Here is a 15610-nt window from a genome sequence, read left to right as displayed (position 1 = left end):
ATGGGTAAAAATGTAAGGTCAGTGAAATTAATGGACAATTACTCGTGTACGGACTACAGCCGGGCGTGCTACAACTACAGGCCTCACCACCACCGTACGCACCGGCCGAACTACTACCGGCCTTACTGCTACTACGCGTGTGGTGGTTACCCGGTGTACAACATGCACATGCTGGGCTTTTAGGGTGATGCTGCTCAGCATAACTACTGCCAGCATCAGGATCATCTTTTTCATACAATAAAAATTTAAGTTAATATTGATGGTATGACGATGTAAAACCGCTATAGGCATCAGCATTGCGGGTAAAACAGCAACATAGGCGGGCGAAGTTACCTGGAATGCCGATGAAGTGTGAAGCTGGTATACCATCAGCGGTTCATCCACTCCTTAAATTCAGCTACGCGCGCTTTGCTGATGAGTATACGTTCGGGTGGTTCGGGTGTTATCCTGACCAAAAATCGGCCGTTAAAAAAGAATTCAACCTCCTGTATAAACTTTCGCTGAACAATAAACTGGCGGTTAGCCCTGAAAAATATCTCGGGGTCGAGCTGCTGCATTAACTGTTCTATGGTTTGGTCGATAGTGTAACGGCTGTTATCATCAGTTTGGGCATACACCATTTCGTTAGCGGTATAAAACCAGGCTATGCATGCCGTTTCAAGCGGTAACAGTTTATTGCGATAATGTACCAGGAACGATTTTTTGTAAGCCTTGTTTAACTGACCAATCTGCTGCAATAAATTATCTATTGATATCGCAGGTGCCTGCTGCTGGCCGGTAAGCTGCCGGTATTTTGTTAATGCGCGACTGATCTCCTGCTCATCAAAGGGTTTCAGTATATAATCAATACCGTTGTTCTTAAAGGCATCGAGGGCGTAATCATTATAAGAGGTTACAAATATCACCGGGCGGGTAATAGCCACATTTTTAAATATACTGAACGACAGGCCATCACTTAACCTGATATCCATAAATATCAAATGATAAGCATCCGCGTTTTTCAGGAACCAGTCCGTAGCCTCCTCAACCGAATTAAGCACAGTGGTAATGTTTATACCGGTATCTATCTGCGTGAGCAACCGGGCCAGTTCGCGGGCTATAACGGGTTCATCTTCAACTATAACTATATTTAGGGGCGTGTTCATTTAGTTAAGGGTAGTTTTACAATAAATTGCCGGTCAGTTTTTTCGATAACTATTTCGGTTTGCATCATGATGCGGTAACGTTCGGCAAGGTTATACAGGCCAATGCCGGTGCTATGCTCACCGCTGAAAGCCACAGGTTGCAGGTTATTACTTATGGTAAGCTGATCGTCAGTGATTTCGATACTTACCGTTAATGGTCTTTTGCTTGTGGCGGCATTATGCTTGCAGGCATTTTCGAGCAGGGGTTGCAGAGATAGGTGCGGTATTTTATAGTTCAGATAATTTGCCGGTACCTCTATTTTCAGGATGAAGGCATCTTCGAGCCGCATTTTTATCAGCTCGGCGTATGATGCCAGGGTGTCAAGCTCGTTGCCAAGGGTAACCAGCGTTGTACCGGGTTTATTAAGCGCGTACCTGAACACCTTAGCCAGGTGGTTAATATACTGCTGCGCCATGCCGCTGTTCTCCTTAACCAATGCCGAAAGACTGCTCAGCGAGTTGAACAAAAAATGCGGATTGATCTGCTCTTTCAATAATTCCAATTCGGCTACCAGGTAGGCATTGCGCAACTGCTGATTATCCCGTTCGCGCCGCCTGCCATCGCGTAGCAACAACATAATTTTAATAATGATGCCCGACAGCATGGTACTGAACATGAACCTGCTGAAATTGCGTATCCATAATACCCGCCTAAAGTGATGGTTCTCGGTAAATAGCCTGTATTGCAAAATATCGCATATTATCAGGCAACCTAAAAACAGCAAAAGGGTGAATAGTATGTAGCTAAAATATCGCTTCTGCTCGCGCAGGGCCGAGAGGTAACGGCCGGGGGTAAGGTGCAGTATGAACAGCAGGTAACAGTACGCGCCAATGGTAGTGAACTGAAACAGAACCTCCATAGCATCAAACCGCCAGTATTGGGCAACAATGGTGTTGCGGGCGGCAAGCAACCGCACTGCCGAAAACAAAAGCGCGATAAGCAAAGCACTGTACAGGCTGATGCGTTTTTCGGTTTTGTTCATGCCCTAAAATAATACAATAACTTGCATAATGGCGCTAAAATATAGGGCGAAGCTGCAAAATTGGCTGTTGAAATGTATGCCGATACATCATCAAAGCATAACATGGTAGGTTATATTGTGGTTAAATTAAAAATGTATATTTCGCGCTTTGTTCAACTATAACTAATACTTAAAAATATGTGCGCCAGTTCACGTCGTTCATTCCTGAAAACCACTGCTTTATTTACTGCCGCGGCAGGTATGCCCTCACTGCTTAAGGCTGATGATATAACCCCGGCCGATAAGCTACCTACTGATTTGAACATTCTTTTTCAGGGCGATTCGATAACGGATGGCAACCGTACCCGTGATAACGACTGGAATCACGTGATGGGGCATGGCTACGCGTACCTGATATCGAGCCGTTTGTGGTTTGACCACCCGGAGCGTAAGTTTCATTTTTTTAATCGTGGCGTAAGTGGTAACAAGGTGGTTGATCTGGCCAAACGCTGGCAAACTGATACTTTAGACATTAAACCCGACATACTGAGCATACTGGTAGGCGTGAACGATGTACTGGCCATGCTGCGCGGACAAGAAGGCTTTACTGCCGATAACTTTGAAACTGATTACCGCAACCTGCTAAAACAAACCACCGAAGCCCTGCCCAATGTAAAGCTGGTGATAGGCGAACCCTTTGTGCTGCACACCGGCAAGGTGAACAAAATGTGGGACCAATGGAACACCGAAACAGCCAAACGTGCCGAAATAGCCAAAAAACTGGCCACCGAATTTAAGGCCATATTTGTGCCCTACCAACAAGCCTTTAATGATGCCTTGAAGAAAGCTCCCGCCGACTACTGGATATGGGACGGCGTACACCCCATGCCCGCCGGCCACGAATTAATGGCCCGCGAATGGTTGAAAGCGACTAAGGGGTTGGGGTTGGTGTAATTGAAGTTATGTTAGAGGCTATTAAAAAAGATATTAATAAAGAGTATATCGCGGCGGTTAAAGAGTACGAAAAATGTATATCTGCCAACGCTTTGGCTCCTTTGGAATGCTATATCAACCTTGCATTTATTTATTGGGAATTTGCTTGCGAGCATATAGAGTTTAATATTCCTAATAACATTCCGGATGAATGGAGTTTAATTGGCTTTGAAAAATGCTTCGATATTATTGAAAAAGGCATATCACTTTATCCTGATAGTGTTGAAGCTCACTTTTGGCAACGTTATTTCAGGTATAGATTATTCCAAGACGATTTTACAGAACAAGAGTGTAAGGGTATTGTAGAAAGTTACAGTGATAAAAATATTGTGCCTTGTTTCTTTTTGTACTTGTTTGATAAGCGTAAATATGAAAATGAACGGCAGGAGTTATTGGATCGAGCGTGTGAAAATCCTACTGCTAAAAATTTGTACATTCAAACCTTTTTAATGTAGATGATTTTACGATACGCAATAAAAGCTTTGGCTATTGTGACTGATAGCTGGATATTTGCCGATAGCCTTAAACGGAAAATTTATGAATATCAGCCAGACGGAACATTAGTGCAGGTTAGTTTATTAGTTAATGGTAAGGGTAAATAATCCTGTTTGAGGAAGCAGGGGAGAAGATTGCTATATTGCAGCAAGTAATTAAATAATGAAACAAATACTACTTACCCTTTCCTTAACACTAATATACTGTGCTTTTTCCTTTGCTCAATCTAAGTTTGACCAAGGCTTGAAAGCTTTTGATGCTAAAGATTATGAGACATCATTCAATACGTTAAAACCCTATGCCGAACAAGGGAATTGCTTAGCTCAGTATGTTATCGGATTTTCATACCAATATGGCTTATCCGTCACGCGTAACGATTCTGTTGCGAGACATTGGTTGCAACTTGCAGCCGAACAAAAACAAGTTAATGCAATGGGGCCTTTGGCAGTTAATTTAATGGGTGCAGGTGAAGATGACTCTCTAATTAAAGCATATCTCTGGGCTATGCTTGCAGCAGAGTATTTGCCATCTCAAAGAGCAACCAGTGCAAGATATGTGATCAAAAGCCATCTTAAACCTGAGCAGCTTGAAACAGGTATGAAACTAATAGAAGATTACAAGCAGAAGTGGAAGCATCAGGAAAACTGTCATTAGTCCTACACAAGATAGGAGTTATGGCATAGCGTATCTTCTCTATACGACAAGTAGGAGCTTATTTTATCAGTTCATTACGTAGCCTTCTAATCTCCGCCACTAAACGTGGAATATCCTGTTTTGCATTCGCGATAAAATCATAATCAGCCACTGTTGCCCCAAGCATCTCAATATCCTCGTCTGAACCGGTCATTATAAAATCTGAACCGCTTTCATGGTCCCTGCCTTCAATGTAAGCTTTCCAGGGGCCGGGGCTGGCGTTTGCACAGCGTGCTTCAATTTCTTCCAATTCAAAATCTGTAATCATATTACTGCAATTTACTTAAAAAGTGAGAAGATGTAACAACATCATTTTGCCCAAATGTCATATTGTCTAAGTTAACTGAATTACAGTGAATTGTCTTTTCTGTTAAATATTCACAGAAATGTATACAATGTTTTCTTGTGTGGAAATATGATATACCATAAGGTTAATATTGTATGGTCGATCCCCACGACAGCATCTGCTAATTTTAAACCTTTACATATTTAAATTTTTATCACTTATGAAAAAACAATTGTTTATGGCGATCTGCCTCACCATGACTTTTTTTGCGTGCAAAAAAGAAAACGCCAACCCACGAACTGACACTAACAATGTTAACAATAGCAACGGAAAGGTGTATGCCGTGGGCTTCAACTTAACAGGCTTTACTGCCGAAACCAAAGGCTTATCAACCAATGGCACAGGTAAGATGAGAACTGCCGCACTATCAGATGTTATTAAGTATTTCAGCTACTATGTTTACAAAGGCGATGCGGACTCATTGAAGTTTGTAAAAAAGATCGATCAAGCATCTACCGATAGTGATTTTGGCACCATTCAGGATTCATTGGCTAACGGGCATTACACTATCTTCTTTGTGGGTTCAAAATCGCCCGATTATTATGTATCAAACTCTTATGTGGATGTTGTTGAAGGTACCTATCACCCGGCACTAAGCTTTACCGACAATAAGTTTGGCGACACCTTCGCTAAAAAGCTTGAAATTGATGTAACCGGTCCTCAAACTGAAAGTGTTGTTTTAAAGCGTATTGTGGGTATGATAACATTTAAACTAAAGGATGTAATACCAAATAATATGAGTAAAGCAGTGTTTACTGTTTTAAATGCCGTTCCGGCTTATGACCTGGTTGCTGAAGGCCCTGCATATAACGGTGCCGACTCAGTAGGCTGGGATGAAAGAGTGCAAACAATTAATGTAAAACAAAGCGATAAAGGGCAAACTAACGTTGAGTTCTCCATATTTGTATGGCCGCACAGTGGTTATCAAAACCCGCAGTTAGAGGCCTTTGATGCCAACAATGTTTTATTAGGCAGCAAAAGAATTGAAGATCCGCAGGATATGTATAGCATATTGGATGTTCAATCGAACAAGCAATACATTTACACGGGATACCTGTTCTCAACGCAAACATCGGGCTTTACTGCAAGCGTAGATAGCACCTGGAATGCGCCACAAACTATTGATTTTTAATAGTTGATGTCTAATCTTGCTGTATTACAGCGAGAAGTGGAAAATAAAAAAGCGCGATACTTTGATAAGTATCGCGCTTTTTTTGTGACCCCGCTGAGGCTCGAACTCAGGACCCACAGATTAAGAGTCTGTTGCTCTACCAACTGAGCTACGGAGTCGTCATAAATATTTATGAGGGTGCCCGATTTTTTGGGCACCGCAAATAAACGATTTATTTCTTAAAATTTAAGGCAATGTTAAAAACCGTCGGCCTTAATTTGCTTTTCGGTGACTTTGCCGTATTTCTCGGCTATCTTTTTTATATCGGCCGATTTGCCTACCAGCACAAATTGCAGCTTATCTTTCGGGAAGTATTTGGCAATGATCTCCTTTGAGCGGGCAAGGTCGAGCTTGTCAACATTGGCCTGAAAATCATTAATGTACGATTCGTTGAAGCCATACCAAAACATCTGCGTCAGCAGGTCGGCTAACTGCCCCGAGGTTTCATATTTCGGCGGAAATAACCCCTTTACATAATTTTTGGCCGAGGTAAGCGATTTTTCATCCAGTCCTTTTTCGTGCAGGCGGTTCAATACTTCAAGCGCTTTATCAATAGCCGCCTCGGTAGTTTTGGTAGCCGTAAATGTCGAAATATAAAAAGTACCTGAATTTTTCAGCGGATTAAAGCTGCTGCGAGCACCATAGGTAAGGCCTGAGTTTACACGCAGCTCATCGTTCAGCATCGAGGTAAAGCGTGCGCCAAACAGGGTGTTTACTACATCTATGGCTACATAGTCGGGGTTGTCGCGCTTAATGCCGAGGCCGCCAATTAAAAAGGTGGTTTCGCGGGCATCATCCTTGTTAACCAACAGCACGCGGGCTTCGGTAGGGGCGGTAACGGTGGTAGGTACGCTAATTTGCGCGGCACCCTTATTGTTCCACTTGCCGAAGTATTTGGTCAGCTTTTGCTTCATGTCGGCGGCCTTAAAATCGCCCACCACAGCAATTGCCGAGCGTTGCGGAATGTAGTTGTTGCTGTAAAACGCTTTCAGGTCGGCGGCGGTAAGTTTGCCCACGGTTGCCGGGCTGCCGCTGGTACTGTTGCTGTACACATGGCTGCCATAAATAAAGTTATCCCAATAAGCATTGATCACCTGGCGGGGGCTTTGTTTAGCCTGATCCAGGCGGGCCAGTACACGCTCCTTTTCCTTGTCAAACTCAGCGGCGGGGAAACTTGGCGCGGTTAAAACCTCGCTCACAATGGCCAAAACCTTGTCGGTATTCTTGGCAGCGAACTTGGCGCTTAGCGAAGCATATTCCTTGGTGGCGTAACTGTTAAGGTCGGCGCCAACAAAGTCCAGTTCTTCCTCTATCTGGTTCTTGGTAAAGCTTTTGGTGCCGTACTGTAAGCCGGCGGCGGTTAATGATGCCAGGCCATGCTTATCACCATCATAAATGGCGCCCGCGGGCAATACAGCCGATACGCTGATCAACGGTATTTCGTGCTGTTCCATCAGGTAAACGGTAAGGCCGTTAGGCAGTGTGAATTTTTGGTATGGCGGCACCTTAAATGCCGATTGCGCATGGGCCGTAAATGTTGCCGTTAATAACAGCAACGCGCATATAGTGTGTTTAAATATCGTTCTCATGGGGTTATTTTACGGTTGATTTGGCTACGCCAATAGTGCGGTTGGTTTGTTTAAGATACTTGGCTGCCACGCGTTTAATATCAGCGGCGGTAACCTTGTTAAATTCGGCAGGGGCATCAAACAGTTTCTTATAGTCGCCAAAAAACAGTTCGTATGTACCTAATGAGTTTGCCTTGCCGTTGATGGTTTCCAACTGCTTGTAAAGCTGCACCAGCTTTTGGTTCTTTACCTTTTGCAGCTCGCGTTCGGTAACACCCTGGTTAATGATCTTGCTGATCTCCTCATCAATAGCCTTTTCAACCGCTGTTTCGTTTGATGCTTTGGCAACCACGCCGTATATCATAAACAAACCCGGATCAAAGCTTTCGTCAAAACTCGAAAATATGTTAGTGGCCAATTGTTTTTTATCAACCACAGATGAATACAACCTTGATGAATTACCGCTCGATAAAATATCGCTTAATATGCTCAGGGCATAGTAATCACTATCGCGGGCAGCAGGGGTATGGTAGCCCATTAGCAGGTATGGTACAGGCAGGTCTTTTTTAAATTCCACACGGCGCTCACCCAACTGCTCAGGCTCTTTCAGGTGAACCACCGGAGGTGCGGGTTGTGCTGGGATTGGTGCCATATATTTATCAGCCAGTTTTTTAACGTCGGCTGTTTTTACGTTACCGCATATTACTACCACGCAGTTATTAGGCGCATAGTACGTGCGGAAGTAACGTTCCAGATCTTCCTTGGTCCAGTTGTCAATATCGGTTTGGTAGCCAATAACCGGCCAGTGGTAAGAGTGCTCGGTAAAGGCGGTTGAGTAAATGAGTTCGCTCAACTGCTCCCACGGACTATTTTCCAATCCCGTGCTTTTTTCTGACGATACCACACCGCGCTCGCTCTGTACCATCTTTGGGTCGATGGTGAGGTGGGCTATGCGGTCGCTCTCCAGGTCGAACATGGTTTCCATGGCCGATGCCGGGAACCAGTCGGTATATACCGTAACGTTTTGCGTGGTATAGGCGTTGTTGGCTCCGCCGTTAAACTCCATGGTATTATCAAACTGTTTAGGGCCGAATTTTTTTGAACCGTTGAACATCATGTGCTCAAAAAAGTGGGAGAGGCCTGTTATGCCCGGATACTCGTTGCGCGAGCCTACGCGGTAAAACAGGTACATGTTGGCGTTGGGTATGGAGTTATCTTCCATCACCAAAAATTTCATGCCGTTGGCAAGGGTAAAGGTGTTCACATCGGCCGGTTTGCTTTGCGCGAAAGCAAACGAACTAATGGCCATCAGAACAGCGGGTAAAAATCGTTTCATGAAGTCGGTTAAATAGTTGTGCAATATAAATGCTTGGCGTTTAAAATTATATATGTGTTAACAAATACCCTCAAATTGGTACCGATTTGTTAAAAGTTGCGCTTCATTTGTCACACCATTATAATAAACACTATCTTGCCATGATAAACACTTGCATAATCAATTCAAACAATGTTACCTTTGCTAACACTGTTAGGTTGTACATTATAACACAATGGGAATTTTAGAGCGCAGGCAGCGGCAGAAGGAAGAAGTGAAGCATGATATAATTTGTGCTGCATGGCAAATGGTTGAAAAGGATGGATGGAATGCTTTATCTATCCGTAAAATAGCCGATGCCATTGAGTACAGTGTGCCTGTAATTTATGACCATTTTGAAAATAAGGAAGCCATCTACCTTGAATTTGCAAAAAAGGGTTTTCGTATCCTTTCTAAAAAGATCATCGAAGCGAAAGACGCGCATGTTGATCCGGCAGAACAGATCAGGGCTATGGCTGATGCTTACTGGTACTTCGGCATCAATAACGTACAACTTTACCAGTTAATGTTTGGCATAGGCATGCAGTGTTGCGAAATAAGCAAGGCAATGCCCGAGCAGGAAAAATTCAGGGCATTGGTGATGGAGCCTATTGAGGCACTCATCAAAAAAGGTAATCGAACTGACATAAACTCCTGTTTAAAATACCACACATTCTGGTCAGTGATGCACGGTTTAATATCGATCAAGATCGTCGGCAACTCCTCCATTGACGATGAGCTTAACAAATTGGTTTTAGATGATGCCATAGCAGGCTTCACAAAAAATTTGCTGTAGCGCAATCTAAAATTTTTTCGATCAATACCTAACACTGTTAGGAAATATAACAATGTTTAAACATTTAATAAACAATCTATTATCATCAAGTATTTTCACACACGCTAAACAAATAAATCATATGAAAACGCTAAGCAGATCTATCCTTTCAATAAGGCAAAATGTGCCACTGTTTGTGTCCATTGCAGCCTTGGTATTATATAGCAGTTGTAACTCATCAACAGCAGGAGGAGGTGCCCCTCCACCGCAGGAGCTTCCGGTTGTAGCTATTGAGAGCAAACCGGTTACTACCTATACTGAGTATACGGCATCACTTGAAGGCAACCGCGATATCGAGATCCGCCCGCAGGTGGATGGTTACCTGGAGGCTATTTATGTTGACGAAGGCGCCATTGTAAAAAAAGGTCAGCCATTGTTCAAAATAGATGCACGCCCTTTCCGCGAGCAGTATAATACAGCCAACGCCATGCTATTATCGGCACAGGCGGCTTTAGAAAACGCATCTATCAATGTATCAAAGCTTACTCCGCTGGTTGAAAACAATGTAGTGTCTGATGTGCAGCTACGCTCGGCAAAAGCGGCCTATAACGCGGCTAAAGCCAATGTAGCCCAGGCGCAAGCACAGGCAGAGTCAGCTAAGATCAACTTAAACTACACTAACGTTACCGCGCCGGCTGATGGTTATGTAGGTAGCATACCTTTTAAAACAGGTAGCCTGGTAGGTAAGGGTCAGGTTGATCCGCTTACTGTACTGTCTGAAAACAAGGCCGTACACGCTTACTTTACCATGAGCGAGGTTGACTTTATCAACTTTAAGGAGCAATACGCGGGCAGCACCATCGAAGCCAAAATAAAGCACCTGCCGGAAGTTGAGCTTTTGTTAGCCGATAATACTACCTACCCGCAAAAAGGTAAGGTGGAGTTAGCTAAAGGTCAGTTTGATAAAACAAATGGTACCATCAGCTTCAGGGCTACATTTGCAAATAACAGCGGTTTGCTGCGCTCAGGTAACACCGGTAAAATACGTATACCAAGCATCAGCGCCAACTCGCTACTGGTACCGCAGGAGGCTACCTTTGAGTTGCAGGATAAAGTGTTTGTTTACGCTTTAACCGATAGCAATAAAGTTGTAGGTACACCACTAACGGTTACCGGCACAAGCGGCCACTTCTACCTGGTATCAAAAGGCCTTAAAGCCGGCGATAAGATAGTTTACAAAGGTATTGACAGGCTACGCGATGGTGTGGTGATCAAGCCGCAGATAATAACGGCTGATAGCGTGCAAAAAACAGCATCGTTATAAGCTAAAAGGTTCATTCTTAATATATAAAACCCTATTAACTGTATCTCCCGGTAAGCGCCGGGAGGTACTTAATACCATTATCATGCTTAAAAAGTTTATAGAAAGGCCCGTCCTTTCCACTGTTATCTCCATACTTTTACTCTTGTTGGGGATAGTATCGCTGGTAGGTTTGCCTATCACGCAGTTTCCGGATATCGCGCCGCCAACGGTGCAGGTTACCGCCTCTTATCCGGGTGCTAACGCCGAGGTGGTGGCACGTTCGGTAGCTACGCCTATTGAGGAAGCCGTGAACGGTGTTGAGAACATGACCTACATGACCTCAAACTCAAGCAACGACGGTTCAATGACCCTGAACGTTTACTTTAAACAGGGTACCGACCCGGATATTGCGGCCGTTAACGTACAGAACCGTGTATCAAAAGCCCTGAGCCAGATACCACAAGAAGCCGTACAAACCGGTGTATCAACCCAAAAGGTGCAAAACAGTATCATTATGTTTGTGGCGCTGGCCAGTAAGGATACATCGTATAACGAAACCTTTTTACAGAATTATATCAAGATCAACCTGATACCGCAGCTGCAACGTATCCCGGGTGTGGGCCAGGCACAGCCATTTGGTACGCACGATTACTCGATGCGTATATGGTTAAAGCCTGATCGTTTAACAGCTTACAACCTGGCACCGGCCGATGTAACCAACGCCATTCAGGATCAAAGCCTGGAAGCCGCGCCGGGCCGTATGGGCGAGAGCAGCAAAGAGGTTTTTGAGTACGTATTAAAATACAAAGGCAAGCTGAACAAGGTAAAAGATTACGAGAACATCGTGATCAAGGCCAATGCCGATGGTTCAACCATCCGTTTGCAAGATGTTGCCCGTGTTGAGTTCGGCTCATACACCTATTCATCAAACAGTGTGTTGAATGGTGGCCCAACATCAGGTGTGGCAATATTCCAAACAGCAGGCTCAAACGCTAACGACATCTTAACAGAAGCAAAACGTTTACTTGACGAATTCTCTACCACGTTACCAAAAGGTATTGAGCCGGTGGTAATGTACAACACCAAAGAGTTTTTGGATGCCTCGATCGAACAGGTACAGCATACGCTTATTGAAGCTTTTGTACTGGTGTTCATCGTAGTGTTCATCTTCTTGCAGGATTTCCGCTCGACACTGATTCCTGCCATCGCCGTTCCGGTAGCTATTATCGGTACGTTCTTCTTTATGGGGCTGTTCGGGTTCAGTATCAACCTGCTTACGCTGTTCGCGCTGGTGCTGGCCATTGGTATTGTGGTGGATGACGCCATTGTGGTAGTCGAGGCGGTACACGCCAAGATGGAGCATACGGGGCAGGATGCCAAAACAGCAACCATTGAATCCATGAGCGAAATATCGGGCGCTATCGTATCCATTACGTTGGTAATGGCGGCGGTATTCGTGCCGGTGGGCTTTATGCAAGGCCCGGCGGGTGTATTCTATCGCCAGTTCGCGTTTACTTTGGCTATCGCTATCTTGATATCGGCATTGAACGCCTTAACGCTTAGTCCGGCGCTTACCGCGTTGTTCCTTAAAAACCCACATGCTACCGAGGGCGAGGATGGACATGCACAGCGTAAAGGTTTCGCGGCCCGCTTTTTTGCCGGCTTTAATACCGCTTTCAACGCGCTTACCAATAAATATATCAAGTCGATCAAATTTTTGATCAAACGTAAATGGGTGGCTGTGTCAGGTTTGGCATTGGTAGCCGCGGTTACGTTCTTCATGATCAAGCGTACACCATCAGGCTTTATCCCAACTGAGGATCAGGGCTTCCTGCTTTACGCGGTGAATACCCCTCCGGGCAACTCGTTAGAGCAAACCCGCAAGGCCATGAAGGAGATTGATGATATTGTTAAGAACGATCCGATCACCAAAAACCACTACCAGGTTGAAGGTTTGAACTTTATCACTAACGCGAATGCATCATCATACGGTGCGGGTTTTATCCGCATGAAGGCTGAGGATGACCGTGGTGAGGTGAAGGATCTGAACCAGATAACCGCCATGATGACCCAAAAGGTTGCCGCGCAGGTTAAAGGCGCGAGCGCATTCTTCTTTACCTTCCCTACAGTACAGGGTTTTGGTAACGTAAACGGTTTTGAAATGATGTTGCAGGACAGAACCAACGGCACCATGGGCAAGCTCGACTCAACCACCAAGGCATTTTTAGGTGCCTTGATGCAACGTAAGGAGATAGCTTATGCCTTTACCACATTTGCTGCCGGTAACCCGCAATATCAGCTTGATGTTGATAATGCCAAGGCCCGCCAGCTGGGTGTACAGGTTAAGGATTTGCTGCAAACCCTGCAAGTGTACTACGGTAGTAGCTTTGTAAGCGATTTTAACCGCTTTGGTAAATACTACCGTGTAATGGTACAGGCCGATGCCGCTTATCGTAACAACCCACAATCGCTCAACAACATATTTGTAAAAAATACCCAAGGCGAAATGGTACCGGTTAACGCGGTGGTAAAACTGAAACGCGTTTACGGCCCCGAAACGGTAACACGTAATAACCTGTTTAATGCCGTAACTATAAACGGTGTGCCTAAACCGGGCTACAGTACAGGTGATGCCATTAAAGCGGTTGAAGAAACGGCCAAGGAATCACTGCCACGCGGCTTTGGTTACGAGTGGACCGGTATGACCCGTGAGGAGATCAACGCAGGCTCGCAAATACTGCTCATTTTTGTGATGAGTATGATATTCGTGTACTTCCTGTTAGCGGCTCAGTACGAGAGTTATATATTGCCGCTGGCGGTTATACTCACCATACCGCTGGGTATATTCGGTGTAATGCTGTTCATCAACCTGCTGGGTATTGATAATAATATTTATGTGCAGGTGTGTTTGATCATGCTCATCGGTTTGCTGGCCAAGAATGCCATCCTGATCGTTGAATATGCCGTTCAACGCCGTAAAGCAGGTATGGGCCTGGTTGAGGCCGCTTTAGAGGCTTCACAATTAAGGCTTCGCCCGATATTGATGACCTCTTTCGCGTTCATCGTAGGTTTGATCCCGCTGATGAGGGCCAAAGGCGCATCAGCCCTGGGTAACCACAGTATTGGCGCGGGCGCCGTAGGCGGTATGCTTACCGGTGTTGTGCTGGGTGTATTTGTTATCCCGGTATTGTTCGTCATCTTCCAGGCCTTGCAGGAAAAACTGGGCGGTAAAAAGAAAACCGAAGTAAAAACTCACCAGGAAGTACAACTTGAAAACGCCTGATCTATCATATATCATCATGAAAAAGAATAGTTTAATTATATATGCCGCATTGCTGATAGCGTTAACCCTGAACGCTTGTAAGGCAGGTAAAAATTACCAGCGGCCAGAGGTGCAGCTTCCCGATAATTTTGCCGGTGTAAGCTATGCTGATACCAGCAGCATTGCCAGTATACAGTGGAAACAGTTTTTTACTGACACCACCTTACAGGGATTGATTGACAAGGGGATTAAATACAACTACAACCTGCAAATTGCGGTTAAACGTATTGATATTGCTCAGCAACAGGTTAAACAGGCCAAGCTATCGTTATTGCCACAGTTAAACTTGCAGATAACCGGGCAATACAATCGCCCTTCGGACAATAGTTTGAACGGCCTTAGCGCGAGCAGCTTTTTGGGCAGCAAGCACATTGAGGATTATAATGCCAGCTTACTACTATCGTGGGAGTTGGATACCTGGGGTAAGATACGTCGGCAAAAGGAATCAATACTGGCGCAGTACCTGCAAACTTACGAAGCTACCAAAGCGGTACAAACCCAATTGGTTGCTGATATAGCGCAGGGGTATTATAACCTGTTGATGCTTGACAGGCAGTTGGCTATCGCCCAGCAAAATCTAAGTCTTAGCGACAGTACGGTTAACCTAACCCGCCTGCTGAAAAATGCAGGTGAGGTTAACCTGCTTGCTGTTCAGCAGGCCGATGCGCAACGCCAAACAACTGCGCTGCTTATTCCTCAGCTCGAACAAAGCATCACCATACAGGAGAATGCCTTGCAGATATTAACCGGCCAGTTACCCGGCGCTATAGCCCGCAAAAAGGGCATTGAAACCGCCGAACTGCCAACCGCTTTAAATACCGGCTTACCTGCCGCCTTACTAAGCCGCAGGCCCGATGTTCGCTCAAGCGAGATGGCGCTGGTATCATCAAATGCCCAGGTAGGGGTGGCACAGGCTAATATGTACCCATCGCTTACCATTACCGCGCAGGGCGGTTTGCAATCATTCAGATCAAGCAATTGGTTTAACATTCCGGGCTCGTTGTTTGGTTTGGCTACAGGTTCGGTACTGCAGCCTATCTTCCGTAATCGTACCCTGAAAACACAATATGAAGTTGCCAAGATACAGCGCGAGCAAGCGGTATTACAATTCAGGCAATCGGTATTGAACGCGGTAGGCGAGGTGAGCAACGCTTTGGTGCAAAACCAAAAGTTGCAGCAGCAAAGGCAAATAGCCAACGGCCAGGTTGATACTTTGAACCAGGCAGTGAAAAACGCCCGCTTGTTGTTCAAGAGCGATATGGCCAATTACCTTGAGGTAATTACGGCGCAAACTAACTCATTACAAGCGCAGCTGAATTTGGCATCAATACAACGCCAGCAACTGGGTGCCGTTGTTGAGCTTTACCGCTCGTTAGGCGGCGGCTGGCAATAAAAATATTAAACCTTTGTTTAGTGAGCTGGTTTGCACTGTTATGGTGCAGGC

The 15610-nt window shown here is 45.0% G+C and carries 15 protein-coding genes and 1 tRNA gene; 9 read left to right on the top strand and 7 right to left on the bottom strand.

Annotated elements, in window-relative coordinates; genetic code table 11:
* Window positions 1–27: 27 nt before the first annotated feature.
* The 3 genes from IM792_RS20500 to IM792_RS20490 all read right to left on the bottom strand — a co-directional run bounded on the left by IM792_RS20500 (window position 28) and on the right by IM792_RS20490 (window position 2167).
* Window positions 28–234, bottom strand: coding sequence for a hypothetical protein (locus IM792_RS20500; protein WP_194103788.1), 207 nt, complete (start codon window positions 232–234; stop codon window positions 28–30).
* A 134-nt stretch (window positions 235–368) separates the two neighbouring features.
* Window positions 369–1145, bottom strand: coding sequence for a LytTR family DNA-binding domain-containing protein (locus IM792_RS20495; RefSeq protein ID WP_194103787.1), 777 nt, complete (start codon window positions 1143–1145; stop codon window positions 369–371).
* A complete protein-coding gene (locus tag IM792_RS20490; protein WP_194103786.1) occupies window positions 1142–2167 on the bottom strand; it encodes a histidine kinase in 1026 nt (341 codons plus the stop codon). The genes IM792_RS20495 and IM792_RS20490 overlap by 4 nt, the downstream gene beginning before the upstream one ends.
* A gap of 177 nt (window positions 2168–2344) precedes the next feature.
* On the opposite strand from IM792_RS20490, the gene IM792_RS20485 reads away from it, so the two are divergent.
* From IM792_RS20485 to IM792_RS20470, 4 genes are read left to right on the top strand one after another with little or no spacing between them, the layout of a single operon-like run.
* Window positions 2345–3100, top strand: coding sequence for a GDSL-type esterase/lipase family protein (locus tag IM792_RS20485; RefSeq protein WP_194103785.1), 756 nt, complete (start codon window positions 2345–2347; stop codon window positions 3098–3100).
* Between the two features lie 8 nt (window positions 3101–3108).
* Window positions 3109–3594 (top strand): hypothetical protein, encoded by a 486-nt coding sequence (locus IM792_RS20480; RefSeq protein WP_194103784.1) that lies wholly within the window; start codon window positions 3109–3111, stop codon window positions 3592–3594.
* Window positions 3595–3741, top strand: a complete 147-nt coding sequence (locus tag IM792_RS20475) for a hypothetical protein (protein ID WP_194103783.1) — start codon at window positions 3595–3597, stop codon at window positions 3739–3741.
* Window positions 3742–3796: 55 nt separating this feature from the next.
* Window positions 3797–4288 (top strand): sel1 repeat family protein, encoded by a 492-nt coding sequence (locus tag IM792_RS20470; protein ID WP_194103782.1) that lies wholly within the window; start codon window positions 3797–3799, stop codon window positions 4286–4288.
* Window positions 4289–4346: 58 nt separating this feature from the next.
* On the opposite strand, the gene IM792_RS20465 is transcribed toward IM792_RS20470, so the two are convergent.
* Entirely contained in the window at window positions 4347–4595 is a 249-nt protein-coding gene (locus tag IM792_RS20465) for a hypothetical protein (protein ID WP_194103781.1), read from the bottom strand.
* Between the two features lie 238 nt (window positions 4596–4833).
* On the opposite strand from IM792_RS20465, the gene IM792_RS20460 reads away from it, so the two are divergent.
* Complete coding sequence (locus tag IM792_RS20460) at window positions 4834–5805, top strand: hypothetical protein (RefSeq protein ID WP_194103780.1); 972 nt, start codon at window positions 4834–4836, stop codon at window positions 5803–5805.
* Between the two features lie 85 nt (window positions 5806–5890).
* On the opposite strand, the gene IM792_RS20455 is transcribed toward IM792_RS20460, so the two are convergent.
* The 3 genes from IM792_RS20455 to IM792_RS20445 form a co-directional block, all read right to left on the bottom strand.
* Window positions 5891–5963 (bottom strand) — tRNA-Lys (locus tag IM792_RS20455).
* Window positions 5964–6041: 78 nt separating this feature from the next.
* Window positions 6042–7433: a pitrilysin family protein gene (locus tag IM792_RS20450; RefSeq protein WP_194103779.1), complete on the bottom strand. Its 1392-nt coding sequence runs from the start codon at window positions 7431–7433 to the stop codon at window positions 6042–6044.
* Window positions 7434–7437: 4 nt separating this feature from the next.
* Complete coding sequence (locus tag IM792_RS20445) at window positions 7438–8748, bottom strand: pitrilysin family protein (protein WP_194103778.1); 1311 nt, start codon at window positions 8746–8748, stop codon at window positions 7438–7440.
* A 214-nt stretch (window positions 8749–8962) separates the two neighbouring features.
* On the opposite strand from IM792_RS20445, the gene IM792_RS20440 reads away from it, so the two are divergent.
* The 4 genes from IM792_RS20440 to IM792_RS20425 all read left to right on the top strand — a co-directional run bounded on the left by IM792_RS20440 (window position 8963) and on the right by IM792_RS20425 (window position 15559).
* On the top strand, window positions 8963–9562 hold the full coding sequence (locus tag IM792_RS20440) for a TetR/AcrR family transcriptional regulator (protein ID WP_194103777.1): 600 nt from the start codon (window positions 8963–8965) through the stop codon (window positions 9560–9562).
* Window positions 9563–9683: 121 nt separating this feature from the next.
* A complete protein-coding gene (locus IM792_RS20435; RefSeq protein ID WP_194103776.1) occupies window positions 9684–10865 on the top strand; it encodes an efflux RND transporter periplasmic adaptor subunit in 1182 nt (393 codons plus the stop codon).
* Window positions 10866–10947: 82 nt separating this feature from the next.
* Window positions 10948–14127, top strand: coding sequence for an efflux RND transporter permease subunit (locus IM792_RS20430; RefSeq protein ID WP_194103775.1), 3180 nt, complete (start codon window positions 10948–10950; stop codon window positions 14125–14127).
* Window positions 14128–14143: 16 nt separating this feature from the next.
* Window positions 14144–15559, top strand: a complete 1416-nt coding sequence (locus IM792_RS20425; RefSeq protein ID WP_194103774.1) for an efflux transporter outer membrane subunit — start codon at window positions 14144–14146, stop codon at window positions 15557–15559.
* Window positions 15560–15610 lie beyond the last annotated feature (51 nt).

The organism is Mucilaginibacter sp. JRF, from assembly GCF_015223065.1.
GTDB lineage: Bacteria > Bacteroidota > Bacteroidia > Sphingobacteriales > Sphingobacteriaceae > Mucilaginibacter.
This window is presented reverse-complemented; position numbering and strand designations above follow the sequence as displayed.

Excerpts from the sequence above, each read along its gene's own strand:
- IM792_RS20500 (WP_194103788.1), bottom strand. The coding sequence starts at position 234 with ATGAAAAAGATGATCCTGATGCTGGCAGTAGTTATGCTGAGCAGCATC.
- IM792_RS20495 (WP_194103787.1), bottom strand. The coding sequence starts at position 1,145 with ATGAACACGCCCCTAAATATAGTTATAGTTGAAGATGAACCCGTTATA.
- IM792_RS20490 (WP_194103786.1), bottom strand. The coding sequence starts at position 2,167 with ATGAACAAAACCGAAAAACGCATCAGCCTGTACAGTGCTTTGCTTATC.
- IM792_RS20485 (WP_194103785.1), top strand. The coding sequence starts at position 2,345 with ATGTGCGCCAGTTCACGTCGTTCATTCCTGAAAACCACTGCTTTATTT.
- IM792_RS20480 (WP_194103784.1), top strand. The coding sequence starts at position 3,109 with ATGTTAGAGGCTATTAAAAAAGATATTAATAAAGAGTATATCGCGGCG.
- IM792_RS20475 (WP_194103783.1), top strand. The coding sequence starts at position 3,595 with ATGATTTTACGATACGCAATAAAAGCTTTGGCTATTGTGACTGATAGC.
- IM792_RS20470 (WP_194103782.1), top strand. The coding sequence starts at position 3,797 with ATGAAACAAATACTACTTACCCTTTCCTTAACACTAATATACTGTGCT.
- IM792_RS20465 (WP_194103781.1), bottom strand. The coding sequence starts at position 4,595 with ATGATTACAGATTTTGAATTGGAAGAAATTGAAGCACGCTGTGCAAAC.
- IM792_RS20460 (WP_194103780.1), top strand. The coding sequence starts at position 4,834 with ATGAAAAAACAATTGTTTATGGCGATCTGCCTCACCATGACTTTTTTT.
- IM792_RS20450 (WP_194103779.1), bottom strand. The coding sequence starts at position 7,433 with ATGAGAACGATATTTAAACACACTATATGCGCGTTGCTGTTATTAACG.
- IM792_RS20445 (WP_194103778.1), bottom strand. The coding sequence starts at position 8,748 with ATGAAACGATTTTTACCCGCTGTTCTGATGGCCATTAGTTCGTTTGCT.
- IM792_RS20440 (WP_194103777.1), top strand. The coding sequence starts at position 8,963 with ATGGGAATTTTAGAGCGCAGGCAGCGGCAGAAGGAAGAAGTGAAGCAT.
- IM792_RS20435 (WP_194103776.1), top strand. The coding sequence starts at position 9,684 with ATGAAAACGCTAAGCAGATCTATCCTTTCAATAAGGCAAAATGTGCCA.
- IM792_RS20430 (WP_194103775.1), top strand. The coding sequence starts at position 10,948 with ATGCTTAAAAAGTTTATAGAAAGGCCCGTCCTTTCCACTGTTATCTCC.
- IM792_RS20425 (WP_194103774.1), top strand. The coding sequence starts at position 14,144 with ATGAAAAAGAATAGTTTAATTATATATGCCGCATTGCTGATAGCGTTA.